26 protein-coding genes and 1 pseudogene are annotated in these 24,039 nt (G+C 63.1%); 15 read left to right on the forward strand and 12 right to left on the reverse strand.

Annotation, left to right across the window (positions count from 1 at the left end; all coding sequences use genetic code 11):
- The first annotated feature begins 7 nt into the window (after positions 1-7).
- Complete coding sequence (locus tag ASD12_RS15720; RefSeq protein WP_056587612.1) at positions 8-838, forward strand: alpha/beta hydrolase; 831 nt, start codon at positions 8-10, stop codon at positions 836-838.
- Between the two features lie 48 nt (positions 839-886).
- On the opposite strand, the gene glp is transcribed toward ASD12_RS15720, so the two are convergent.
- The 5 genes from glp to ASD12_RS15745 are packed head-to-tail and all read right to left on the reverse strand — an operon-like array spanning position 887 to position 6,292.
- Positions 887-2,092, reverse strand: a complete 1,206-nt coding sequence (glp, locus tag ASD12_RS15725) for a gephyrin-like molybdotransferase Glp (protein ID WP_056587614.1) — start codon at positions 2,090-2,092, stop codon at positions 887-889.
- Positions 2,092-2,574 (reverse strand): cyclic pyranopterin monophosphate synthase MoaC, encoded by a 483-nt coding sequence (moaC, locus tag ASD12_RS15730; RefSeq protein WP_056587617.1) that lies wholly within the window; start codon positions 2,572-2,574, stop codon positions 2,092-2,094. Before moaC ends, glp begins: the two co-directional genes overlap by 1 nt.
- A 2-nt stretch (positions 2,575-2,576) precedes the next feature.
- Positions 2,577-3,389: an indole-3-glycerol phosphate synthase TrpC gene (trpC, locus tag ASD12_RS15735; RefSeq protein ID WP_056587619.1), complete on the reverse strand. Its 813-nt coding sequence runs from the start codon at positions 3,387-3,389 to the stop codon at positions 2,577-2,579.
- A gap of 3 nt (positions 3,390-3,392) precedes the next feature.
- Positions 3,393-4,403, reverse strand: coding sequence for an anthranilate phosphoribosyltransferase (gene trpD / locus ASD12_RS15740; RefSeq protein WP_056587622.1), 1,011 nt, complete (start codon positions 4,401-4,403; stop codon positions 3,393-3,395).
- Complete coding sequence (locus ASD12_RS15745) at positions 4,400-6,292, reverse strand: SurA N-terminal domain-containing protein (protein WP_056587625.1); 1,893 nt, start codon at positions 6,290-6,292, stop codon at positions 4,400-4,402. The genes trpD and ASD12_RS15745 overlap by 4 nt, the downstream gene beginning before the upstream one ends.
- Before the next feature lie 144 nt (positions 6,293-6,436).
- Here ASD12_RS15745 and tpiA point away from each other — a divergent pair, with 144 nt between their 5' ends.
- From tpiA to ASD12_RS15770, 5 genes are all read left to right on the forward strand, one after another.
- Complete coding sequence (gene tpiA, locus ASD12_RS15750) at positions 6,437-7,204, forward strand: triose-phosphate isomerase (RefSeq protein ID WP_056587628.1); 768 nt, start codon at positions 6,437-6,439, stop codon at positions 7,202-7,204.
- A 170-nt stretch (positions 7,205-7,374) separates the two neighbouring features.
- Positions 7,375-7,845 (forward strand): preprotein translocase subunit SecG, encoded by a 471-nt coding sequence (gene secG / locus ASD12_RS15755; RefSeq protein ID WP_056587632.1) that lies wholly within the window; start codon positions 7,375-7,377, stop codon positions 7,843-7,845.
- A gap of 211 nt (positions 7,846-8,056) precedes the next feature.
- Positions 8,057-9,181, forward strand: coding sequence for a L,D-transpeptidase (locus ASD12_RS15760; RefSeq protein ID WP_056587635.1), 1,125 nt, complete (start codon positions 8,057-8,059; stop codon positions 9,179-9,181).
- A 137-nt stretch (positions 9,182-9,318) separates the two neighbouring features.
- Entirely contained in the window at positions 9,319-10,956 is a 1,638-nt protein-coding gene (locus ASD12_RS15765) for a CTP synthase (RefSeq protein WP_082525459.1), read from the forward strand.
- Between the two features lie 13 nt (positions 10,957-10,969).
- The gene (locus ASD12_RS15770) at positions 10,970-11,515 is read left to right on the forward strand and encodes a DUF1697 domain-containing protein (RefSeq protein WP_056587642.1); all 546 of its coding nucleotides are present in this window, start codon (positions 10,970-10,972) and stop codon (positions 11,513-11,515) included.
- Between the two features lie 33 nt (positions 11,516-11,548).
- On the opposite strand, the gene ASD12_RS15775 is transcribed toward ASD12_RS15770, so the two are convergent.
- Positions 11,549-13,006, reverse strand: a complete 1,458-nt coding sequence (locus ASD12_RS15775) for an NCS1 family nucleobase:cation symporter-1 (protein WP_056587646.1) — start codon at positions 13,004-13,006, stop codon at positions 11,549-11,551.
- 258 nt (positions 13,007-13,264) lie between these two features.
- Here ASD12_RS15775 and ASD12_RS35340 point away from each other — a divergent pair.
- The 4 genes and pseudogenes from ASD12_RS35340 (at position 13,265) to dusA (ending at position 15,870) form a co-directional block, all read left to right on the forward strand.
- Positions 13,265-13,635 (forward strand): annotated as a pseudogene (locus ASD12_RS35340) (ATP-binding cassette domain-containing protein).
- 68 nt (positions 13,636-13,703) lie between these two features.
- Positions 13,704-14,006 carry an ABC transporter ATP-binding protein gene (locus tag ASD12_RS35345; RefSeq protein ID WP_244482861.1) on the forward strand — a complete coding sequence of 101 codons (303 nt, stop codon included), beginning with the start codon at positions 13,704-13,706 and terminating at the stop codon, positions 14,004-14,006.
- Between the two features lie 118 nt (positions 14,007-14,124).
- The gene (locus ASD12_RS15785; protein WP_200951032.1) at positions 14,125-14,424 is read left to right on the forward strand and encodes a DUF982 domain-containing protein; all 300 of its coding nucleotides are present in this window, start codon (positions 14,125-14,127) and stop codon (positions 14,422-14,424) included.
- A 456-nt stretch (positions 14,425-14,880) separates the two neighbouring features.
- Positions 14,881-15,870, forward strand: a complete 990-nt coding sequence (dusA, locus tag ASD12_RS15790) for a tRNA dihydrouridine(20/20a) synthase DusA (protein WP_056587653.1) — start codon at positions 14,881-14,883, stop codon at positions 15,868-15,870.
- Positions 15,871-15,880: 10 nt separating this feature from the next.
- Here the strand turns inward: dusA and ASD12_RS15795 are convergent, their stop codons facing one another.
- Together ASD12_RS15795 and ASD12_RS15800 are read right to left on the reverse strand one after the other, a co-directional pair.
- Positions 15,881-16,585: a TIGR02281 family clan AA aspartic protease gene (locus tag ASD12_RS15795; protein ID WP_056587656.1), complete on the reverse strand. Its 705-nt coding sequence runs from the start codon at positions 16,583-16,585 to the stop codon at positions 15,881-15,883.
- Between the two features lie 7 nt (positions 16,586-16,592).
- Positions 16,593-16,826: a DUF1289 domain-containing protein gene (locus tag ASD12_RS15800; protein WP_056587659.1), complete on the reverse strand. Its 234-nt coding sequence runs from the start codon at positions 16,824-16,826 to the stop codon at positions 16,593-16,595.
- Between the two features lie 197 nt (positions 16,827-17,023).
- Here ASD12_RS15800 and ASD12_RS15805 point away from each other — a divergent pair, with 197 nt between their 5' ends.
- On the forward strand, positions 17,024-18,022 hold the full coding sequence (locus ASD12_RS15805; RefSeq protein ID WP_056587841.1) for a nicotinate-nucleotide--dimethylbenzimidazole phosphoribosyltransferase: 999 nt from the start codon (positions 17,024-17,026) through the stop codon (positions 18,020-18,022).
- A gap of 33 nt (positions 18,023-18,055) precedes the next feature.
- Here ASD12_RS15805 and ASD12_RS15810 read toward each other — a convergent pair whose 3' ends face one another.
- Positions 18,056-19,576, reverse strand: coding sequence for a HAMP domain-containing sensor histidine kinase (locus tag ASD12_RS15810; protein WP_056587663.1), 1,521 nt, complete (start codon positions 19,574-19,576; stop codon positions 18,056-18,058).
- Between the two features lie 75 nt (positions 19,577-19,651).
- Between ASD12_RS15810 and ASD12_RS15815 the strand changes: the two genes are divergently transcribed.
- From ASD12_RS15815 to ASD12_RS15830, 4 genes are all read left to right on the forward strand, one after another.
- Positions 19,652-20,272 carry a thermonuclease family protein gene (locus ASD12_RS15815; RefSeq protein ID WP_056587668.1) on the forward strand — a complete coding sequence of 207 codons (621 nt, stop codon included), beginning with the start codon at positions 19,652-19,654 and terminating at the stop codon, positions 20,270-20,272.
- Between the two features lie 42 nt (positions 20,273-20,314).
- A complete protein-coding gene (locus ASD12_RS15820; protein ID WP_056587670.1) occupies positions 20,315-20,926 on the forward strand; it encodes a glutathione S-transferase in 612 nt (203 codons plus the stop codon).
- Complete coding sequence (locus ASD12_RS15825) at positions 20,866-21,546, forward strand: uracil-DNA glycosylase family protein (RefSeq protein WP_056587674.1); 681 nt, start codon at positions 20,866-20,868, stop codon at positions 21,544-21,546. The genes ASD12_RS15820 and ASD12_RS15825 overlap by 61 nt, the downstream gene beginning before the upstream one ends.
- Before the next feature lie 108 nt (positions 21,547-21,654).
- Positions 21,655-22,146, forward strand: coding sequence for an Lrp/AsnC family transcriptional regulator (locus ASD12_RS15830; RefSeq protein ID WP_006205209.1), 492 nt, complete (start codon positions 21,655-21,657; stop codon positions 22,144-22,146).
- A gap of 27 nt (positions 22,147-22,173) precedes the next feature.
- On the opposite strand, the gene ASD12_RS15835 is transcribed toward ASD12_RS15830, so the two are convergent.
- The 3 genes from ASD12_RS15835 to ASD12_RS15845 are packed head-to-tail and all read right to left on the reverse strand — an operon-like array spanning position 22,174 to position 24,036.
- Positions 22,174-22,743 (reverse strand): DUF3299 domain-containing protein, encoded by a 570-nt coding sequence (locus tag ASD12_RS15835; RefSeq protein ID WP_056587677.1) that lies wholly within the window; start codon positions 22,741-22,743, stop codon positions 22,174-22,176.
- Positions 22,744-22,790: 47 nt separating this feature from the next.
- Positions 22,791-23,372, reverse strand: coding sequence for a GNAT family N-acetyltransferase (locus ASD12_RS15840; RefSeq protein ID WP_056587681.1), 582 nt, complete (start codon positions 23,370-23,372; stop codon positions 22,791-22,793).
- Entirely contained in the window at positions 23,332-24,036 is a 705-nt protein-coding gene (locus ASD12_RS15845) for a DNA alkylation repair protein (protein ID WP_056587684.1), read from the reverse strand. The genes ASD12_RS15840 and ASD12_RS15845 overlap by 41 nt, the downstream gene beginning before the upstream one ends.
- Between the last annotated feature and the right edge of the window lie 3 nt (positions 24,037-24,039).

A 24,039-nucleotide genomic window follows, 5' to 3' on the forward strand; every position in this document is an offset into this window, starting at 1 on the left:
GGTGCCGATGCTCGAACGTCACATTGCCGATTGGGACAGCGCCTATGCCAACGGCGCGAACATCGCCGGCAGCGACCGCTGGCCAGCCGCCTGGGCGGAACCGGCGCAAGCGTTTCGCAATGCGCTTTCGGCAGAGGGCCGGGCACGGCTCGACATTGCCTATGGTGACGGACCGCGCAATCGGTTCGATCTTTTCCTTCCCAAGGCCGCTCCCAAGGGGCTCGTGGTGTTCATCCATGGCGGTTACTGGCTGGAGTCCGACAAGAGTACCTGGTCGCACCTAGCCAATGGCGCGGTCGGCAATGGCTTCGCCGTGGCGATGCCCTCCTACACGCTGTGCCCGGACATACGCATCGCCGGCATCGTCAGCGAAATCGGTGCGGCGATCGGCAAGGCAGCGGCAATGGTCGGGGGACCGCTGATGCTGACCGGACATTCGGCCGGCGGCCATCTTGCCAGCCGCATGATAACGACAACCACGCCTCTGACGGCCGATGTGGCGCGGCGCATACGCCATGTCGTTTCAATCTCAGGCGTTCATGATTTGCGTCCGATCATGCGCACCGAGATGAACGCGACACTGGCCATCGAGGAGAAGGAGGCGCTGGCGGAAAGCCCGGCCCTGCTGCGTCCCATGAATGGGACCCGCATCACTTGCTGGGCCGGTGGTGGCGAGCGCGCCGAGTTCCTGCGCCAGAATGCGTTGCTTGCCAACATCTGGACCGGCCTTGGCGCCACCACCAGCGCCGTGGTCGTGCCCGATCGGCATCATTTCGATATTGTCGACGGCCTTGCCGATCCGGCGCATCCGCTGACCCGGACGTTGATCTCGGAATAGAGCCAAGATCATTTTATCTTCTGTTATTAATGGCTTGCCTGCGATTCCTCAGCGCAGCATCAGCACGCTGCAAGCTTCGCCCGCAGCCGCTGCCGGGGCAAACGGCGCCCGCACGATCAGCCCGTTGGCGTCGGCCAGCATTCTCAGCATCGAGGAATCCTGGATTCCGAACGGCGTCGCCACCAGCGCGCCGTCATCTTCCCTGACCACGGCCCGCACATAGTCCTGGCGCAGGTCGTTGGCCGGCATTGCGGTGCCCAATCGCGCCGGGCGTATGTCCTGTCGATGATTGCGGCCGCCGAGCCGCGCCAGCAGCGGCTTCAGGAACAGCTGCGAGCAGACCAGGCTCGCCACCGGGTTGCCGGGCAGGCCGATGCACCTGATATCGCCGAGGCGCCCGAACATCAGCGGCTTGCCGGGGCGCATGGCGATCTTCCAGAAGCCGAGCGTCATACCTTCGCCGGTCAGTACGTCGTGGATCAGGTCGTGATCGCCGACCGAGGCGCCACCAAGCGTGACGATGACGTCCGCACCGGCCGCAACCGCTTGTCTGACCAGCGCGGCGATGGCCTCCTTGCGATCGGCGGCAATGCCGAGATCGAGCGCGCGGGCGCCGACCGATTGCGCTGTCGCGGCGACACCATAGGCATTGGAGGAGACGATCTGGTCCGGCCCGAGATCGCTGCCGGGCGGCAACAATTCGTCGCCGGTGGCGATGATGGCTACCAGCGGCCGTTTTACCACGCTGACCCGGGGATGGTTGGCCGATGCCGCCAACGAGAGCGCCGCCGGGTCGAGCACGCGGCCTTGTTCCAGCAGCGCGTCGCCTTTCGAAAAGTCGAGGCCGATGCGGCGGATGTTGCGTCCTTCAGCGGTGGGTTCGATCACTTCGATGTCGCCGTCACCGAGATCCCGGACATTTTCCTGGATGACGATGGTATCGGCGCCTTCGGGCAGCGGCGCGCCGGTGAAGATGCGCACGGCCTGTGCCTTGCCGACCGTGCCGTCAAAACCACGCCCGGCCGGCGCCATGCCGATCACTGAAAGCCGCGACGGCACCGACGCCACATCCTTGGCGCGGGCCGCGTAGCCATCCATGGCGGAAGCATTGAAAGGCGGTTGGGTGCGCAGCGAGACGACCGGTTCCGCCAGCACGCGATCCGCGGCCTCGAAGAGCGGAACGCTTTCACCGGCCAGCGGCGCAGCGCCTTCCAGCAGGCGCTCGAGCGCCTCGGCGACCGGAACCAGCGCCATTAGGAACTCGCCTTGTAGTCGCCCGACTTGCCGCCGGTTTTTTCGACCAACCGGATGCCGGAGATGACCATCGCACGATCCACCGCCTTGGCCATGTCGTAGATGGTCAGGCAAGCCACAGAGGCGGCCGTCAAAGCTTCCATCTCTACGCCCGTCTTGCCGGTGACACGCGCAAGTGCTGTGACTTTCAGGCCGGGCAAAGCATGGTCCGGCTCGATGTCGACGGAAACCTTGGTCAGCAGCAGCGGATGGCAGAGCGGGATCAGTTCATGGGTCTTCTTAGCCGCCATGATGCCGGCGATCCGCGCGGTGCCGAGCACGTCGCCCTTCTTGGCGTTGCCGGCGAGGATCATCTTCAGGGTCTCGGGCTGCATCGCGACAAAGCCTTCGGCGATTGCCGTGCGCGTCGTCTCTGCCTTGTCGCCGACATCGACCATGTTGGCCTCGCCCTGGGCGCCAAGATGGGTGAGGGTGGCAGTCATTGTCAGATAACCTCGACTGGCGCCTTGCCTGTCAGCAGCAGGTGCGTCGCCGTGGTGACGTCCTGCTGCCGCATCAGGCTCTCGCCGACAAGGAACGTGCCGATGTCGCTCTTTTGCAGTCTGAGGCAGTCGTTATGCGAGAAAATACCGCTCTCGCTGACCAGCAAGCGGTCGGCCGGCACCATCGTCGCCAGCCGCACCGAAGTGTCGAGGCTGGTCTCGAATGTGCGCAGATTGCGGTTATTGATGCCGATCAGCCGCGACGACAGTTTTAGCGCGCGCTGTGTCTCGGCCTCGTCATGCACTTCGATCAGCGCATCCATGCCGAGTTCGAACGCTGTCGTTTCGAGGTCGCTGGCCAGGGCGTCGTCGACGCTTGCCATGATGATCAGGATGGCATCCGCGCCCCAGGCGCGGGCTTCGAAGACCTGATACGGATCGAACAGGAAATCCTTGCGCAGCGCGGGCAGGGCGACGGCGGCTCGCGCCCTGGTGAGAAACTCCGGCGCGCCCTGGAAGGACGGCGCGTCGGTCAGCACTGAAAGACAGGCAGCACCACCCTTGGCATAGGCCTGCGCCAGCGCCGGCGGGTCGAAATCGGCACGGATCAGGCCCTTGGACGGGCTCGCCTTCTTGATCTCGGCGATCAGCGCAAAGGCGCCGGATTTGCGCTTCGCTTCGAGCGCGGCAAGAAAGCCGCGCGGTGCGTCCGCATCCTTCGCCCGCGCCTTGATTTCGGCGAGCGGCACGCGTGCTTTTGCCGCCGCGATCTCATCGCGCTTGTAGGCCTCGATTTTGCGAAGAATGTCAGACACGTTTTATCCGTTCGAAATCTCGACCAGCCTGTCGAGCACTTGCAGGGCCCGGCCGCTGTCGATGGCCTGTACGGCTGCCGCGATGCCGTCGGTTAGCGTCGTCGCCTTGCCGGCCACCACCAGCCCGGCGCCGGCATTCATCAGCACGGTGTCCCGGTAGGCGCCGGCAGCGCCGCCCAGCATGTCGCGCAATGCCTTGGCGTTGTAGGCCGCGTCACCGCCGCGCAATTCATCCTTGGTATGGCGCGCCAGCCCAACCACTTCGGGCGTCAGCGTGAAGCTGCGGATCTCGCCGCCGATCAGTTCGGCCACCTGCGTCTCGCCGGTGGTGGTGATCTCGTCATAGCCGTCGCCGTGGACAACCCAGGCATGCTCGGTGCCCAGCGCCTTCAGCGTCTCGGCCACCGGCAGGATCCACTCCGGCAGGAACACGCCGACCATCTGCCGCTTGACACCGGCAGGATTGGAAAGAGGCCCTAGCAGATTGAAGATGGTGCGGGTGCCGAGTTCGACGCGGGTCGGACCGACATGCTTCATCGCCGGATGGTGCGCGGGCGCGAACATGAAACCGACGCCTGCCTCATGGATGCAGCGGCCGATGAATTCGGGCGAGATGTCGATCTTGACGCCGAGCGCAACCAGCACGTCGGCGGCTCCTGTCAGAGACGACAGACCACGATTGCCATGCTTGGCGACCGGTACACCGCTGCCGGCAATGACGAAGGCCGATGCCGTCGAAATGTTGACGCTGTGGGAATTGTCGCCGCCCGTGCCGACGATATCGATGGCGCCGTCCGGTGCGTCGACGCGCAGCATCTTGGCGCGCATAGTGGCGACGGCGCCGGAAATCTCGCTCACCGTCTCGCCGCGCACGCGCAACGCCATCAGGAAGCCGCCGATCTGGCCGGGCGTGGCGTCACCCGACATGATGATGTCGAAGGCCTCGCGCGCTTCCTCGAAGGAAAGCGCGCTTCCGGTCGCGACTTTGGCGATATGGGTTTTCAGCGCGCTCATCTTGTCGAGGCTTGGGCAACGGCGGCCTGATCGATGCGAACGTCGTACTGCGTTTGCAACTGCGCCACCAGTTGATCGAGCAGATCATCCGACATGCCGGAAGTGAAGGATTTCTGCGCATCGTCCGGCACCGAGCTGGCATCGGCCCCCGCGGGCTCGAACACTTCGGCGACCTTGTACAGGATCTGCCCGTCGCCGGTGGGCGAGGGGATCAAGCCGGAGCCGCCTTCGCCGACGCCGAACATCGCTGCCGCACCCTCCTTGCCGAAATCGACATCGTCGGCCTCGCGCTTGACGCCGCGCTTGGTCTGCTTCTCCAGCTTGAGCTCACTGGCAATGACGTCGAGCGTGGCACCGGCCTTGAGCCGCTTTTCGAGCTCGTCCGCCTTGGCGGCGAGCCGCTTGGTGGTCTCGGCCGCCGTCCAGTCGGCGACGGCTTTCTGACGAACCTCGTCCAGCGTGCGGTCGCGAGCCGGCGTGACAGAAGCCACTTCGTAGAAGACAAAACCATTGTCCGCCGTGGTCAAAGGTTCGTTCTCCGTGCCGGGTTCGGCGTCGAAGACAGCCTTGATCAGCTCCGGCGATTGCGGCAGGTCCTTGACGATGCTTGCGTCGGGCCGCAGGCCGCTACGGTCGATGGCGTCGATGGTGATGAGCTTCAGCTTCAGCTTGGTGGCGGCGTCGGCCAGCGAACCGCCGGCGGCGCGGGTATCTTCATAGCGGTCACGCACGTCCAGAAGGATGCGGCTTGCCTCGCCCAGCGCCAGGTCCTTGCGGATCTGGTCGGACACCTCGGTCAGCGGCTTCACCACCTCGGGCTTGATTTCGGTGACGCGCAGCAGCACCGGGCCAAAGGCGCCCTGCACGACCTGACTGACTTCATTGGCATTGAGCGCGAAGGCTGCGTCGGCGACAGCCTTGTCGGCGATCTTGTCCTTGGCCAGCGTGCCGAGCAGCGTATCGGCCGGGGTCTTGCCTTCCGCAGTGACGAGCTTGTCGAAGGTGGCGCCGGCCTTGAGCGAATCGAGCGCAGCCTTGGCCGCATCCGGCGTCTTGAACACAAGCTGCTCGATGGTGCGCAGTTCCGGCGTGGTGTAACGCGCCTTGTTCTTGTTGTAGTCGTCGCTGACTTGTTGGTCGGTGACGGCGGTCGTATCCATGATGTCGACCGGTTCAAGCCTGACATAGGAGAATTTGCGGTATTCGGGTGCCGCGTATGTCTTCTTGTTTGCTTCGAAATAGGCCGAAAGCACGCTGTCGGACGGCGCCTGGATCGGCTCGACCAGTGCCTTGGGCAGTATCAAATAGTCGATGGTGCGGTCTTCGCCGCGATAGAGCGCAACCGCCTTGAAGAAAGTTTCCGGAGCCTTGAGGCCATCCGAAACCGCCTCGACGATCTGCTGGCGCACTGCCACCTGGGCACGGTTCTTGAGATAATCCTCGGGCCGCATGCCAATCTGGCGCAGCATGTATTCGAATGTTTTGCGGTCGAACTGACCGCCTGGCCCCTTGAAGGCCGGATCTTCGCGCGTCAACTCGGCCAGCCGGTCCTTGGACAGTCCGAGGCCCAGCTTGCGGGCCTGTTCATCGAGGACGGCGCCCGAGACGAGCTGGGCCAGCACCTGGTTGTCGACGCCGAGCGCCTTTGCCTGTTCGTGGCTGAGACGCTGGCCGAACTGCTGCGACATGACGGCGAGCTGGCGATCATAGGCGAGGCGGTATTCGTTGATCGACACTTTGGTGCCGCCGGCGGTTATGACCGAATCATGGCCGGCGAAACCGCCCATCAGCCGTCCGGAAATGCCCCAGACCAAAAAGCTGAGCACCAGCAACACCAACAGCCCCTTCGCGACCCAGGTGCCTGCCGCGCTTCTCAATATACCAAGCATTTTTACTTCCGATTTATGCGCATTTTCGCATGCGCCGAGTCTGAAACAAGCGCAATAGCGCCCTTCCGGTCCACTGTCGATTGCTTTGTGGCCTGATTTTGGTAGTGAGAGCCAGAGCCCGATATCGCCCGGAGAAGCAAACCCATGACACCAGGAATTCGCCCGCTCGTCGCCGGCAACTGGAAAATGAACGGCACCAATGCCTCGCTCAACGAGCTCAGGATGATCGGCAACGGTTTCATGAGTGGGCTCGATGCGGAGACCGAAGCGCTGGTTTGCGTTCCCGCGACCCTGCTTGCCCACGCCGCGGAGATCCTTTCGCGCACGCCGGTGCATGCCGGCGGTGAGGATTGCCACACCAAGGAGAGCGGCGCCTACACCGGTTGCATCTCGGCGGAAATGCTGAAAGATGCGGGCGCGAGCCATGTCATTGTTGGCCATTCCGAATGCCGCGAGCAACGCGGCGAGGATGACGCGACGGTCCAGGCCAAGGCCTCCGCCGCCTGGCGCGCCGGGCTTGTGGCCATCATTTGCATTGGCGAGACGCAGCAGCAGCGTGAATCGGGCGCCGCGCTGGACGTGCTGTCGCGGCAGGTCGACGGCTCGGTGCCGCCAAGCGCCACCCCGTCCAACACCATCATCGCCTATGAGCCGGTATGGGCGATCGGCACCGGCCTGACGCCGACCGCCGCCGATGTGGCCGAAGCACACGCACATATCCGCGCAAGGCTGTCGGAAAAACTCGGCAGCGTCGCGGCAAAGGTGCGCATTCTCTATGGCGGCTCGGTCAAACCCTCCAACGCGGTCGAACTGCTCGGCGTCAGGAATGTCGACGGCGCGCTGGTCGGCGGCGCCAGCCTGAAAGCAGCGGACTTTCTCGCCATCGCCGAGGCGTATCGCAATATTGCTTGAAGACATTCGCCCCGCCGGACAGGGCTTTCGGTGTCGGAAATCGTTGCAAAGGGCGGGTTGCTTCCCATATTCCGGCCACGGGCTTGGAAATGCCGTCAAAGCATTGTATTGAGCCGCCTCCAATTCACCGGTCGTGTCCGCGGCCGGGCAAGGCCTTGCCAGGATAAACTATGGAAACCGTACTGATCGTCATCCATCTCATGGTCGTGCTCGCCCTTGTCGGCGTGGTGCTGCTGCAGCGTTCCGAAGGCGGCGGCCTCGGCATCGGTGGCGGATCCGGCTTCATGACCGCGCGTGGCGCGGCCAATGCGCTGACGCGTGCGACGGCGATCCTGGCGGCCGCCTTCTTCGCCACGTCGCTGACACTGTCGATCGTTGCCCGCTACGGCGAGAAGCCGATCGACATCCTCGACCGCGTGCCGGCGACATCGGATGGTGCCGGCAAGGGTGTGCTCAACCAATTGCCCGGCACGACCACCCCGGCGCCTGCCGGCACCACCACGCCGACGCCGCCGTCCGGCAATGATGCCGCGGCTCCGGCGACTGCCCCGGCCACGGCGCCTGCGGCTGGTTCGACGCCGCCGACAACCAATGGCGCCGCTCCCGCGGCGCCGGCGACCCCGCAGGTCCCGAACCAGTAGTCTTCGGCGCCTTAAGCCGCGATCTGTGGTCGTTTGAACACAGTCGCGGCAAATGCAGCAAAATCACGAAGATTCGACTGGGTGAGGCGCGGCCCCACGCTTGAGGCGTCCGCGCTTATTCGACTATAGATTGCGCGCGGCATTTCCGGCGCCCTTGGGGGGCGCTGGGCGACGCCGTGGGCAACAAGCATAGAACGATCGGATCTTCGCCATGCAGCTTCGCAGCTTCATCTTCCTGGGACTTTGCGCCGCACTCGGCATGAGTTCCCCAGCCTTCGCCGGTGCGCCGGCAAATATGGCCGCACCTTCAGTTGAGAAAACCGGCGCCATCAATGTCGCCGTCAAGAGTGATGCGTCGCAATTGAAGCTCCTCAAGAAGAAGAAAAACCCGACACCGGACGACCTCGCCCAGATCAAGAAGATCGAGGCCAAGATCGTTGCCGACAAGGAGGCCGCCAAAGCCAAGGCACTCGAAGCCAGGAAACTGGCAATGCGCGAGGCGGCCAAGGCAAGGGCTGACGCGGAACGGCAGGCGTTCCTGGCGAAGAAGGGCAAGAGCGCACCGGCAACCGAGGTGGCCGATGCCAAGCCGGCCAAGAAACAGGCTGCCAAGATCATCGAGCCAATCGAACCGATCGCGCCGATCCAGTCGGCAGAGCCGCTTCCGGCGGAGGCGATGAACGTCGCCTTGACCGGCAACAATGGCGAGCTGCGCAGTGAGGTCATCGGCCAGAAGCAGCCGAGCAGCGGCGGTCTGTTCGCCGGCCTCTTCGGCGGCACCTCGTCCTCTTCATCGATTTCATATCTCCCCGAGACACGGGCCCTCGACCAGGCTCTCGCCAAGAGAGAAGCCAAGAAGCAGTTCAAGGTGAAGCCGGAATTCGTGCCGCAGGACGTGGAATTCAGCGGTTACGATGCCGGCACCATCGTCATCGACACCAGCGCGCGACGCCTCTACCTCGTCGAATCGTCCTCCACCGCGCGCCGCTACGCCATTGCGGTCGGCCGCGAGGGCCTGCAGTTCAAGGGCACGGTCGCGGTCGGCGACAAGCAGGAATGGCCGCGTTGGATCCCGACGCTGGATATGCAGAAGCGCGAGCCGAAGCATTACGGCCAGTACAAGGATGGCATGCCCGGCGGTGGCCAGAATCCGCTCGGCGCGCGCGCCATCTATCTCTATGACGGCAAGAAGGACACGCATCTGCGCATCCACGGCACCATCGCGCCGCAGTCGATCGGAACCAGCGCCTCGAATGGCTGCTTCCGCATGATCAACGAGCACGTCATGGACCTCTACAGCCGCGTCAGGGTAGGCACCAAGGTCGTTATCATCTGACGTTTCCATCATTCTGCCGAAAGGGCCGGCTCAGCCGGCCCTTTTGTTTTGCCCTGTTCACGACCCGAGCGCCTTCTTGGGAAAAAGCCTTCGCGGCGGTTTTTTCTCTGGCGGAATCAATCCGGCCGCGTTAAGCGATGACTCCCATGGCGCGATATGTATTCATCACAGGCGGCGTGGTTTCCTCACTTGGAAAAGGCATAGCCGCAGCGGCCCTTGGGGCTCTCCTGCAGGCGCGAGGCTATCGCGCACGCATCAAAAAACTCGATCCCTACCTCAATGTCGATCCGGGCACGATGTCGCCGTATCAGCATGGCGAGGTTTTCGTGACCGACGATGGGGCGGAAACCGATCTCGATCTTGGCCATTACGAGCGCTTCACAGGCCGCTCCGCCAATCAGCAGGACAACATCACCACAGGCCGCATCTACAAGAACATCATCGAGCGCGAGCGGCGCGGCGATTATCTCGGCGCCACCGTGCAAGTCATTCCGCACGTCACCGACGAGATCAAGAATTTCGTCCTCAACGGCAATGACGACTATGATTTCGTGCTGTGCGAGATCGGCGGCACGGTCGGCGACATCGAGGCGATGCCGTTCCTCGAGGCGATCCGCCAGCTCGGCAACGACCTGCCGCGCAACAACGCCGTCTACGTTCATCTGACGCTGATGCCCTACATTCCGACGGCCGGCGAGCTGAAGACCAAGCCGACCCAGCATTCGGTCAAGGAACTGCGCGGCATCGGCATCGCGCCTGACATCCTGCTGGTCCGCGCCGACCGCGCCATTCCCAAGGAAGAGCGCAGAAAGCTGTCGCTGTTCTGCAACGTGCGCGAAAGTGCCGTGATCCAGGCGCTCGACGTGCCGCATATCTACGATGTGCCGATGGCCTATCACAAGGAAGGGCTCGATTCGGAAGTGCTGGCCGCCTTCGGCATCGATCCGGCGCCGAAGCCACGCATGGAGCCCTGGCAGGCGGTATCCAACCGTATCCACAATCCGGAAGGCGAGGTCACCATTGCCGTAGTCGGCAAATATACCGGCCTCAAGGATGCCTACAAATCGCTGATCGAGGCGCTGTCGCATGGCGGCCTAGCCAATCACGTCAAGGTCAAGCTCGACTGGATTGAATCGGAGATATTCGAAAAGGAGGATCCGACGCCCTGGCTCGAAAAGGTGCATGGCATCCTGGTTCCCGGCGGCTTTGGCGAGCGCGGTTCCGAAGGCAAGATCCTGGCGGCGAAGTTCGCACGCGAGCGCAAGGTGCCATATTTCGGCATCTGCTTCGGCATGCAGATGGCCTGCATCGAGGCGGCGCGGTCGCTGGCCGGCATCGAGCACGCGTCTTCGACCGAGTTCGGTCCGACCGAGGAACCGGTCGTCGGCCTGATGACCGAATGGCTGAAAGGCAACATGCTGGAGAAGCGTCGGGAAACCGGCGATCTCGGCGGCACGATGCGGCTCGGTGCCTATCAGGCCGAACTCGCCAAGGGGTCCAAGATCGCCGAGATCTATGGCGACACGCAGATTTCCGAGCGCCACCGCCACCGCTACGAGGTCAATGTCGACTACAAGGAGCGGCTCGAGGATTGCGGCCTGGTGTTTGCCGGCATGTCGCCAGACGGCGTGCTGCCGGAAACGGTCGAGTATCCCGACCATCCCTGGTTCATCGGCGTGCAGTATCACCCGGAACTGAAAAGCCGGCCGCTCGACCCGCATCCGCTGTTCGCCAGTTTCATCGAGGCGGCGGTGGAGCAGAGCCGGCTGGTGTAGCCGGCCGCGCTCGATGCAGACCTATGTCGCGCTGCTCTACAGCATCATCCTGGGCGAGGGGCGACGGGTCGTCATGGCCGATCTCAAGGCCATGGCGGAACAGCTCGGGCTGAAGAACCCGCGGACCTTGGTGGCGACCGGCAATCTGGTCTTCGAGGCGCCGGCAACTGATATCGCCGATCTGGAGCAGCGGCTGGAAGCAGCCTTCGAAAAGACCTTCGGCCGCCATGTCGACATCATCGTGCGCAATGCGCAGAACTGGCTGACGCTTGCCGCCGGCAATCCGTTCCCGGCCGAATCAGCCTTGGTGGGCGACCAGGTGGCGGTACGGGTGATGCGCGAGCCTGCACCCGTGGACGCCGTAGCAGCGCTCCAGGCCTATGTCGCCGAGGACGAGAAGGTTGTGTCGGTCAGCGGCGACATCTGGGTCGTCTTTTCGCGCGCGAGGCCAAGCTCGCGGCTTCTTGCGGCGACCAACCACAAACGCATGGGCATCGGCACCTCGCGCAACTGGAACACCGTGCGCAGACTGGCCGAGATGGTGGACAGTAGGCAGTAGGCTCCCTAACACCTACTGCCTACTGCGTCATTTTCAAGCCTTTGCCGTCTTCGCTCCAGCGCCCAAAGCGGCGGTGCGCAGCACATAGTAGATGATGCCGGCAATCGCCACGCCGAAGAACCAGCCATAGACTCCCCACCAGGACGGCAGCCAGTTGGTGAAGTTCGGCAGGATCGACGAGAAGATGGCGCCGATGCCGGCGGCGATGAAGGCATTGACGTGCCAGCCGCCCTGGAAGCGGAACTCGCCGTCCTCGCGATAGAGCGCCTCGACGTCGACCTCGCCTTTGCGGATCAGATAGTAGTCGACCATCATCACCCCGAAGATCGGCCCCATCGTCGCGCCGATGATGTTGACGAAGGAGGCGGCACTGCCTTCCCACGGTGCGAAGGGATAGAGCAGCAGGGCGATCACGGCTGCGATATAGCCCCCCTTCTTGAAGTCGATCTGCCTGGGAAAGACGTTGGAGAAGTCGAAGGCCGGCGAGACGAAGTTTGCCACCACGTTGATGCCGAGGGTTGCTATCGCAAAGGTCAAGGCTGCGAGCGCTGCCAGGAACCAGCTGTCGAATTTCGCCGAGATCTGGTCGGGATGCAGCAGCACTTCGCCATAGACGTCAAAGGCGGCAATGGTGGTGACGCCGGCGACCAGCGAGAACAGGATCAGGTTGATCGGCAAGCCCCAGATGTTGCCCTTGCGCAGCGATGCCTTGTCCGGCGCGTAACGGGCGAAATCGCAGAAATTGAGATAAAGCGCGGAAAAGTAGGTGACCCAGATCGCCGCCACCGCAAACAGCGACGTCCACGATCCCGGCGTGCCCGGCACGCCTGCATCCTTGGTCTTGTCCAGCAGCACGTCCATCGGAATGTCGCTGGTGAAGGCAAATCTCCCGGATTTGACGCAGAGATAGATCGCCAGGATCAGCATCATCACCCACACGGCAGGGCCGGCCCAGTCCTGGAAGCGGCGCACCGTTTCCATGCCGTTCTGGATGATCAGCAGTTGCAGCGCCCAGATGACCACGAAGCAGATCACCTCCAGGCCGGTGTGGCCGAGGAAATGCGTGTTGGCGTTGAAATCGGCGAACCATTGCGAGCGGATCAGCAGCGCAACGATCGCGCCGGAGGCGGCGGCCGTCTGTGCGCCGTACCAGAAGCAGGCGACGACGGCGCGCACCAGCGCCGGTATGTTGGCGCCCCAGATGCCGAAAGAGGCGCGGGCAAGCACGGGGTAGGGCACGCCGGTCTTCACGCCGGCATAACCGACCATGTTCATCAGCGCATAGATGATCAGCGAGCCGATACCGATGGCGATGATGAAGTTGACGAAGCCGCCGCAGAACAGAAACAGGCTGGCGGCCAGATAGTAGCCCCAGAGGCTGTGAACGTCCGACGTCCAGACGTTGAAGATCGAGAATGGTCCCCAGTTTCGAACTTTGGCTGGGGCCAGATCCTCGTTGTATAGATCAGGTGAAGCACCCTGTATTGTCATTGCAATGTTCCCCTTTTGCAGCACGCGCCCTCACGCGTTGGCCGCATGCAGGGTAAGCCTGACGCTGGGGAACGGACAAGCAACCTATTTGCCGGCTTTGGCCTTAAAGATATTCAATGAGAACTGCGATTATCGATGCGACCCAATGGTGGGTCACCACCGATGATTCGAATTTCGACGCCTGACCGTGCGGCGCGGCGATAGGTCGGGCTGGTTGGCGAATCCGGCTGCGGCAAGTCCACGCTGGCGCGCTGCCTGGTGAGGCTCTACGACATATCGGACGGCCAGCTCCTGTTCGAAGGTGACGACATCACTTCCAAGCCGCTGTCCGACCTCCGGCCGCTCCGGCGCCGCCTGCAATGGTTTTCCAGGACCCGTCGGCTTCGCTCAATCCGCGCCGGCGCGTCGGCAACCTGGTGGCCGAGCCGCTGCGTATCCATAGCAAGCTTTCGTCGAGCGAGATCAACAAACGCGTCGCGGAACTGTTCGACCTCGTCGGGTTGCTGCCGGATCATGTCATGCGGCATCCGCATGAATTTTCCGGCGGACAGCGCCAAGGTGTCGGCATCGCTCGGGCCATTGCATTGAACCCCGATCTCGTCGTGGGGCGCAAATCGTCAACCTGCTAGCCGATCTGTAGGAGAAGCTGCAGCTCACCTACATCTTCATCGCCCACGATCTCCCTGTCGTACGCCAGGTGTCGACCCGCATCGCGGTAATGTATCTCGGCTCGATCGTTGAGGAAGGGCCGGCGGAGGAAGTGTTTGCAGCACCTGCCCATCCCTACGGCCAGGCGCTGATCTCGGCGGTTCCCGTCGTTGAGACGACGCGCAAGCGCGTCATCCTGACCGGCGACGTACCGAGCCCGCTCAAGCCGCGATCCGGCTGCCGTTTCCATCCCCGATGCCCGATCGCGGTCGAGCGCTGCCGCAACGAGCGACCGCAGCTGAGGGAATATCGACCCGGCCGCAAAGTGGCCTGCCACTTCCCGACGGTTTAGCCGGCATCCATCGACCAAAGATTCTTCAATAATTCTGTTTTCGGCGTGGAACAAACCGTCGGAAGGGGCGTTTCGTAGAGTTCGATCAAGCGGTATCGCGGTCGACCGGGAGGAAATGATGGATCTGCAGTTCTTTTCGCCCGTGAGGATTTCGCGCGGGCAGGGTCATCCTGCTGAAGAAGTCGATAGTGTTGCCGAGGCCATGGTGTTCTTGCGGAAATGGCCGACGGGACGGCGCGGTCCGGTCTATCAGTGCGCGCTGAATTGCTGCTCGGCCGCCTTGTCGGGCCAGATGTCGGCGGAGGAAGCAAGAAAAGCGTTCACAGGCTTTGCCCGCATCACGCGCCTTCTCGATGATGATATGGCGTTGCCGGTCGCTGGCGAAAGCATGGCAAGCGTGCACGCCCTGCGGCGGTAGGCGCCTGTTGTCTTGACGGTCTTGCAAGGTCTCGCGCCATGGCGGCGCGGGTCGTGTTTTGCGATGCGCTCCGGAAATAGTGGGCATCGAAAGTTCGGCCGGTCAAAGGTCCGTCTCCACATCGATCACCGCGTCCAATCGATCACCGCGTCCGGTTCGAACAGGGCGGTCATGCCGTCGACATCGCCCGCATGCTGCCGCGAAACCAGCAGGGGCTACAGTTGCTGGGGATCGTAGACAGGCTTTCTGTCTGCTGGGTCGCCCATGTTGACCTCCGCTGCGCTTTCAAACCAAACCCTAACGCAAACCCTTCGCCCCGTCCGTGACAGGTCGCGGAATTTTCTGGATCAGCGTTGCCACCGATCGGCGGCCTCAAAAGGCGGCGGTTGAAAGAAGCGGCAAATAGGCTAAATAGGCGCCGCAATGGCCCGATTTGGCCGACCTCGATTGGACGACATGCGGGAAGCAAAGCTTGCCATAGCGCCCATGATGGACTGGACGGATCGGCATTGCCGATTCTTCCACCGCCAGCTGACGAGCCGTGCGCTGCTCTACACCGAGATGGTGGTGGCCGACGCGGTCATCCATGGCGCGCGCGAGCGGCTGCTCGGTTTCGATGCAGCGGAACATCCGGTCGCCCTGCAACTCGGCGGCTCGGATCGCGAAAAACTTGCCGAGGCGGCGCGCATCGGCGAGGCTTTTGGCTATGACGAGATCAACCTGAATGTCGGCTGTCCGTCAGACCGCGTCCAGTCGGGTACGTTCGGCGCCTGCCTGATGAAGGTGCCGGACCTCGTCGCCGGCTGCGTCGCGGCGATGAAAGCGGCGGTGACAATTCCCGTCACCGTCAAATGCCGCATCGGCGTCGACGACCAGGATCCGGAACCGGCCCTCGATGCGCTGGCGGATGGTGTTTTCGACGCCGGCGCCGACGCGCTGTGGGTGCATGCGCGCAAGGCGTGGCTGGAAGGGCTGAGCCCCAAGGAGAACCGCGACATTCCGCCGCTCGATTACAACAGGGTCTATCGGCTGAAGGCCAGAAAACACAACGAGTTCATTGGCATCAATGGCGGCATTCTGTCGATTGAAGAGGCTCGGACGCATCTCGACCATGTCGATGGCGCTATGCTTGGCCGTGCCGCTTATCACACGCCCGGCATTCTGGCCGGCGTCGATGCCGCTTTCTACGGTGCTCAGTCCGAGCCGTTCGATTTCGCCGCGCTGATCGATGTGATGGCGGACTATGCGGCACGCCATATCGAGCAGGGCGGGCGGCTTGGCCACGTCACGCGTCATATGGTCGGGCTGTTCCACGGTTTGCCCGGTGCGCGCCGCTACCGCCAGATCCTGTCCACCGACGCGACCCGACCCGGAGCCGGACCGGACGTGCTTAAAGCGGCTTTCGCCGCCGTCGATTTCGGTGGAGCAGCAGCCGAAGCGGCTTGAGCTTCGAGAATCAATCCCTGAGGATCATGCGGTCGCCGCGCACGTCGAAGCCCGACAGTGAACTGATGAAGTTCATGCCGAGCAGGGACTGGCTGAGCATGCCGGGTGCGGCGATCATGACCGGCATGTTCCTGCGCACGATACCGCCGATCGCAATCTCATCGGTTTTGACGGCCGCGGCGCGCGCCATGCCGTTGGCGGTCGAAACCGGTATTGTGTAATTGAGCGCCGCTGGATTGAACCCGGCGGCTTGCGCATCCTGCGACGTCAGCACGGTGCTGGTCGCGCCGGTGTCCACCACGGCTCGGATCGGGTTGCCGTTGACCAGGATGCGCGCTTCGAAATGGCCATTGTCCGCCTTGTCGAGCGTCACCGTGGCGTGACCGTCTTCGACGCCGAGGGCCAGCGGGCTGCCGGGAACAAGGCCAGCGGTCACGCGGCTGGCCACATCCTGCAACTCATAACGATACTGGTAGCCGGCGATCAGCGCGAGCACGATCGCCACCCAGGCGCCGAGGTTGCGGGCCATGGCGCCCAGGGGCCTGCCCGAGCGAAGCAGGCCTGCGCCGATGAGGGCGCCAAAGGCGCCGAGCCAGATCAGCCGGCTGAAATCATAATTTTCGACGCCAAACGTGCTGCCGGCGGAATCGTTGAGCATCAGCAAGACTGCTCCCACCCCGATCGCGGCCATCAGTATCCAGAACAGTCGGCTCATCCGCGCCTCACGAAAGCGCGTCGCGTTCGCGCGCCATGCGGGCGCGGCGCGTTTCCCGGCGCGGCCGGCGCTCGACCGTTTCCAGCCGGGCAGGCAATTCAGCCATGACGCTGCGGCGCGTTTCCGGCGTCATCCCGATCCAGCCGCCGATTTCCTCGCGCGTGCGGCCGCACCCGAAACAGAAGCCGGTTTTCATGTCGATCGAACAGACCAGGATGCAGGGAGATTCGATGGCCGTCATGACTTTCTCTTGGGCTTCCGACCGGAACCCCGTGTTCCATCACCACATGGTGCAACGGCAAAGCCAATGCAAGCCCCCGCGATTGCGCCCTTCGCGGCCAGCTTTGCGTCAAATGCAGGACCATGATCCAGGAGGTTGTGCCAACCACGCAAGGCGGCTATGCCGCTCATCAACTCCAGGGAATGATTGACAACGAGATGACCAGCGCGCTGCCTTTCGACGATTTCCGCAACCTGCTGGCCAATCTGCCGGCGGCCGATACGACAGCCAAGGCCCGCGTGCGCACGCTGTTTGCCAAGGCCGACAAATCAAGCAATTCGCTTGGCCGCATCGAAGACATCGCCGCGTGGCTGGCCGCCTGGAGCGGGCGGGCTCCGCCCGCGGTGACAAGACCACTGATGGCGGTCTTTGCCGGCAATCATGGTGTTGTCAGGCACGGCATTTCGCCACGGCCGGTGGCGGCGACCGTCAATGCGGTCGAGCTTTGTGCTGCCGGAGGTGCTGCGATCAACCAGATCTGCATTGCCAACGATCTCGGGCTGAAGGTTTTCGATCTTGCCCTGCACATCCCGACCGCCGACATCACCGAAGACGCCGCACTGGATGAGCGCGGCTGTGCCGCCACCATGGCCTTTGGCATGGAAGCGATCGCGGGCGGTACCGATCTCTTGTGCCTGGGCGATCTCGGCGTCGGCAACTCCACCGTCGCCGCAGCCCTGTTTGCAGCGCTGTTCGGGGGCAGGGGCGTCGACTGGGTCGGCCAGGGGTCGGGCGCCGATGCGGCGATGCAGTTACGCAAGGCGGCGGTTGTCGATGCGGCGCTGGCCTTTCACGGTGGCCATCTCGGCGACCCGCTCGAGGCGCTGCGCCGGGTCGGTGGCCGTGAGTTCGCGGCAATCGCCGGCGCCATCCTTGCCGCGCGGATGCAGAAGATTCCGGTGCTGCTCGACGGGCTCGCTGCAACGGCCGCCGCAGCGGTGCTGCACGCCGCCAACCCTGCCGCGCTCGAGCATTGCCTGCTCGCCAGCCTGTCGCCAGAGCCCGCACACGCCCGCGCCGCCGAACGGCTAGGCCTGCGCCCGTTGCTTGATCTGGGCATCGGCCATGGCGAAGGGGTAGGGGCCGCTCTTGCCGCGGGCCTGGTCAAGGCCGCCGCGCTGACCAGTTCGGGCATGGCTGCGGCTGCGCGCGGCTAAGCACCTGGCACACTTGCATCTCAACGACTTCGCCTACCGCCGTCGCGCCGCAACCGCTGCTGTAGGCAGTGCGGGCAATTCCTCCATCACCCGGCTCAGCGGGAAGATGGCGATCGCCTCTGTCCCTTCGCGCAGCTTGGAATGAAGCTCGAACTCGCCGCCATGCATGGCAAGCAGGCCTTGCACGATCGGCAGGCCAAGCCCGGTGCCCTGCTCGGCGCTCTTGATGGCGATCGAACCCTGGCCGAAGGCTGAGAGCACTACCGGGATTTCGTCTTCCGGTATGCCCGGGCCATTGTCCTTGATCGAAATGTATTGCCCGCCGCCCGCCGTCCAGCCGACGCGGACGCGGATTTCGCCGCCGGTGGCGGTGAATTTTATCGCATTCGACAGAAGGTTGAGCGTGATCTGCCGCACCGCCCGCTCGTCGGCGAACAGGCGGGGCAACTGATGCTCGAAATCCTGGACGACGCGGATGTCCTTGTTGCGCGCCCTCAGTTCCATCATGTGACAGCAATCCTCGACGATGTTCAGCAGCATCACCGGCTCTTCATTGAGCTGGTAGCGGCCAGCCTCGATGCGCGACAGGTCGAGGATCTCATTGATCAGGTCGAGCAGATGCTGGCCGGATTCATGCACGTCGTGGGCGTAGTCGCGATAGGTGGGATTGCTCATCGGCCCCAGCACCTCGTTCGACATCACCTCGGAAAAGCCAAGAATGGCATTGAGCGGCGTGCGCAGTTCGTGGCTCATCGAAGCGAGGAACCGTGATTTCGCCAGATTGGCGTCTTCCGCCCGCCGCCGCGCCTCGTCGGACATCGATTTCGCCGTCTCCAGCTCGGCGATCAGCGCATCCTTTTCAGAGCGGAACGACAACACCATCAGGGACGAGCGGTTGAGGTGGCGGGACACATAGGCAAAGAAGGGCAGCGACACTACCAGCAACCCGGCCATGATTACCTCAACCGGCATCCACAGTTTGAACCCAACATAGGCATAGAGCGCCACCGGAACGGCAAACGTCGCCAACAGCGCCCCGCCCAGAGATGAGGTCATCACCGCGGTCGCCGCCATGGCGAAGAGCAGCACCACGGCCTTGACCAACTGGAACTGGTCGATCTGGCAGGCGCCGCAGCCAAGCCAGACGAACCAGGCCCAGCCGAGGCCGCAAAGGAAATGGCAGATCAGGAATTCCCGTCGTGTTTGCAAAGGGTTGAGGTCGGAAGCTTCAGTGCGCTCAATGCGCCGCGCCATGAAGGCGACGACGGTGTAGCAGGTCAGTGTGAACAGCGCCCAGAGCCCGATCTCGTTGCCGACGCCGGCCAACCGGCCAGCAGCCGCGATCGCCAGGATGAGAAGCGGGATGGCGATGGCGCCGCTTGTCATTGCGCGGGCGTGGAGCTTCAGCAGTTCGCGATCGAAATCGGGATTGCCGGCCTGCTGCGAAAGACGGTCACGCGTCTTGCGCACCGCGCGCGCCACATCGCTGTTGCGATGAGGTTTCCTGCGGTCCACAATGAACTTGTCCGCTGTGTTCGAGCGTTGCAAGGGCATCAAAACTTCAATTTATACGAGCAGCGGTTTCCAAGTGTTAAGCTACGTTCGAATGATTAACCAACCGTTTGCCATATGAGCCGATCCTGGTCGCCGAGGCCGCGCCGGCGATACGTTGCGCCACCCAGAAGCCTGTGGCGCCGGCTGGTGGATTACGGGCTTACATCAATCATTCTCGGGCTGCTGATCCTGCTGGCGGCCCGCCTCGACCGGGTTGAAACCCGCAAGACGCAGGGCGTGGCAATCATCAATGACGGCGATTCGATCACGCTTGGCACTGAGCGCATCCGCATGCGCGGCATTGATGCTCCGGAGTATACGCAGACTTGCCGCAGGAACGGTGCCGACTATCCCTGCGGCACGCTTGCGCGTCAGTCGCTTGTGCGCCTGATCGCCGGCAAGCCCGTCTCCTGTACCGGCTGGCAGCGTGACCGTTATGGCCGGCTGCTCGGCGACTGCACCGCCGGCGGCAAGGATCTCAACCGCGCGCAGGTCGAGGCGGGCTGGGCGGTTGCCTATGGCGATTTCGAGAGCGAGGAAGCCACCGCCCGTACGGGAAAGGCCGGAATCTGGGCGGGAACATTCGACCAGCCGCAAGACTGGCGCGACAGGCATCACGGCGAAGTCGTAGAGAGAAAGCACGGCACGCTGGCGTCGATCGGCGATGCCGTGCGCGAGATTTTTCGCTTCTGGTGATACCCGTCCTGGAACTGGAACCGAGAACGAACGGAGGATAGAATGAAACTCTTCGACGGTGGGCGGGCGCCCAACCCAAGGCGGGTCCGCGTTTTCCTGGCCGAGAAAGGCATCGAGGTTCCACAGGTGCCCATCGACATGGGCGCGCTGGAGCACAGACAACAGGCGGTTAGCTCGCGCAATCCCTTGCAACGCCTTCCGGTGCTGGAACTCGACGACGGCACCGTCATCACCGAATCCGTCGCCATCTGCCGCTATTTCGAGGAGCTGCATCCGGAACCCGCTTTGTTCGGGCGCGGCGCGCTCGGCAAGGCGCAGGTCGAGATGTGGCAGAGACGGATGGAGTTCAATTTGCTCAGTTGTGTCGCGCAGGCCTTTCGCCACATCCATCCGGCCATGAAGGAATGGGAAATCCCGCAGATCCCCGAATGGGGTGAGGCCAACAAGCCGAAGGCCGTGGAGTTCCTCGGGCTGCTGGACGGCGAACTGGGCAGCCGGAAGTTCATCGCCGGCGACAGCTATTCGATCGCCGACATCACTGGCCTGATCGCCGTCGACTTCATGAAGCCGGCACGCATCAAGGTGCCGGATGAATGCGCGAATGTGTTGCGCTGGCATCAGGCCGTCTCCAGCCGTCCGAGCGCATCAGCCTGAGAATGACTGTCGAACTCGAAAGCTTGACTGCCACGGTCCGCGCTTGCCGCATCTGCGTGGAGAACCCGGTCGGCAAGCCGTTGCCGCACGAACCACGCCCGGTGTTGCGACCATCGTCCAGCGCCCGAATCCTGATCGCCAGCCAGGCGCCGGGGACCAAGGTGCATCTATCGGGTATGCCGTTCACCGATGCCTCCGGCGACCGCCTGCGCAGCTGGCTGGGCGTGACGAGTAGCGAATTCTACGACATCGAAAAGTTCGCCATCGTGCCGATGGGCTTCTGTTTTCCCGGCCAGGACGCCAAGGGCGGGGACCTGCCGCCGAGGCGCGAATGCGCGCCGGCCTGGCGCGCGCCCTTGATGGCCTTGATGCCACGGGTCGACCTGGTGCTGACGATCGGCATCTACGCGCAATCCTGGCACATGGGTGCGGCGCGCCGGCCTTCACTGACGGAAACGGTGATGGACTGGCGCGCCATCTGGGAGAATTCCGTCGGCCTGAAAGTGCTGCCGCTGCCGCATCCGTCGTGGCGCAACACCGGCTGGCTGAAGAAGAATCCATGGTTTGAAATGGATTTGCTGCCTTTTCTGCGTTCGGAAATCCGCTATCGCCTTAGTTGACCTTTCAGCAAGAAATCACTCGCTTTTTGCCCGATCAGCAGAATTTCTTTCTTGTGAAAGGCCTGGATAAGGCAGAGTATAGGCAATCTATTCCCTTGGGAGCACGATATGGATCGCCTCGATAGAAAAATTCTCCGTCTCTTGCAGGAGGACGCGACACTCGCGGTCGCCGATGTCGCCAAAAAAGTCGGGCTGTCGACGACGCCTTGCTGGAGGCGCATCCAGAAGCTCGAGGAAGAGGGCGTCATCAAGCGGCGCGTTGCCATTCTCGACCATGAAAAGGTCAATGTGCGCGTCACTGTCTTCGTGTCGATCCGTACCAATTCGCACAGCCATGAATGGCTGCGGCGTTTCTCGGAAGTCATCCAGGAGTTTCCCGAGGTGGTCGAGTTCTACCGCATGAGCGGCGACGTCGACTATCTCCTACGCGTCGTGGTGCCCGACATTGCTGCCTATGACGCCTTCTACAAGCGGCTGATCGCCAAGATCGAAATCCGTGACGTGTCTTCGTCCTTCGCCATGGAGCAGATCAAGTACACCACGGAAATTCCGCTCGACTACATGGTGCTGGACAAGGAATCGGGTGCCAACGCTGCCTGAGCTTGGCCTTGCACAAGGTTGTCCCGCTTAGTTCTTCTTTTTGTTGAGGAAACTCCAGGGCGAGTTCACCGGCAGCGTAATGGTGTCCGGCACGCTGTCGACGGCGGCCACCTCTGCCTTGCGCACCGTGTAGCCGGATTGGATGACGCTGACGCCGTCGAGAATGAACAGCTGGCTCTTCTCCATGTCCGGCTTCAGCGCCCCGGTGACGGCGACCGGCTGGTAGGCTTGCGACATCTTGTAGGGGTGAGCCGGCGTGACCAGAACGATCTGGTTGGGCGGCGGCGTCGGCATGTGGCTGCAGGCCCCCGTCCACGGCACCAGCAGGAACTGATAGACGAGATCACCATCGCGATCGACGGGTAATGCATAGCCGGCCAACTGAATGCTTTTGTCCTGCAGATTGAGGGACAGCGTCTCGCCATGGTCGGGCAATTTTGCCGCGATCATCGGCAGCCCGACGTTTTCGGCGGCGGATTGCGTGGCCGGGCGCAGATCCTTCCAGAATATGTGCGCGGTCTCGGCCGAGGCATCGGCGGTAGCGGACACAAACAACGCAGCCGCGAGCACTATGGTTGATCTGATGAGGTTGCTCATTGGCCGCTTCCTTTGGATCTGGAGTAAAGACGCCGCTGCCAATGACGTCAACGCTTGAGCCGCATCACATGCCGGCGAGAGCCGGCCATCCCAGTCTCTTGGAACCCACGAGCCGCGAACATGTCGCGAAAGCCCATGAAACTGTAACCCGGCGACGCCTGATCGACCGGGTAAGCCTCGATCGTTCTGGCGCCCTTGGCGAAGGCGTGGCCTATCGCCGCGTCGAGCAGCGCCGACGCCAACCCGCCGCCGCGCAAGGCTCTCGGCACATAAAAGCAAACGATCGACCACACGCCGGTCTCGCTGTCGTCCTGCTGCCGGGAAAGCCGGCGATAGGTCTGGCGCGGCGCAACCGAGCACCAGCCGACGGTTTTGCCTTCAACCTGGGCGAGGATGCCGACGGGTGTATCGGCCTCGATGAGCGAAATGATGGCCCGTTTCTTTTCGTCGTTCGGGACATGCTCGCGGCTGGGAAGGTTGCGCCAGGCCATGCACCAGCAATATTTCGGCCCGCCCGGCTGCTCGAACAGGTTTTCGAAATCGGCGCGTGTCGATCGCGTCACCTCCGAGAAGCGGATTTCCGGTCCGTCAGCTTTTCCTGGCGGCGATCCGCGCGAGCGTCTTGGCATTGGTCAGTTCCCTCACTGCGTCCTTGCCGATCCAGCGCGCCGTCCTGTCGGTCGACTGCGCCAGTCGTTCGGCGACAGCAAGGGCAGCGCCGTGCATATTTATGGATCGTTTGCCGATCGACCGGAGCGCCCAGTTCACGGCTTTCTTCACGAAATTGCGGCTGTCGGTGGCATGCGCTTCGATGATCGGCAGGAAGGCGAGAAAGGTCACGTCCGGCTCCTTCTTCCGGTGAACGACAGACCAGGCCATCATGGCAAAGGCCGTGCGTCGAACGAATTCCCGCTCGTCGGCCGCGAATTCGGCGATCAGTTCTTTCCAGGCGTCCGTATCGACAAAGAGGTCCGAGACGCCATCGACGATGTCCCAGGAGTCGAAACTGGCCGCCCATCTTCTTGCATCTTCAGCAGAAAACCGCTGCGGGTCAGCCGTGACGGAAGCGATGAACTGCGCCTCCATGATATCAGTCGCCCACAGCTCGAAGGCGCGCTCGTGGTTGCGCTTGATCTTCCTGGCAATCTGTCGCTGCACGCCGTGCGAGACACCGAGCGCGCGGTCGATCTTGATACCGTAACGCACCATGCCGAGGCGGTTCTCCTCCGAGCCGATGGCGCACAAGTGGGCGACAATTTCCCCGGCACTGGACTGAGGCGAGAGTTCTGCCACCGC

Source organism: Mesorhizobium sp. Root102 (assembly GCF_001425625.1).
Classification (GTDB): Bacteria; Pseudomonadota; Alphaproteobacteria; order Rhizobiales; family Rhizobiaceae; genus Mesorhizobium.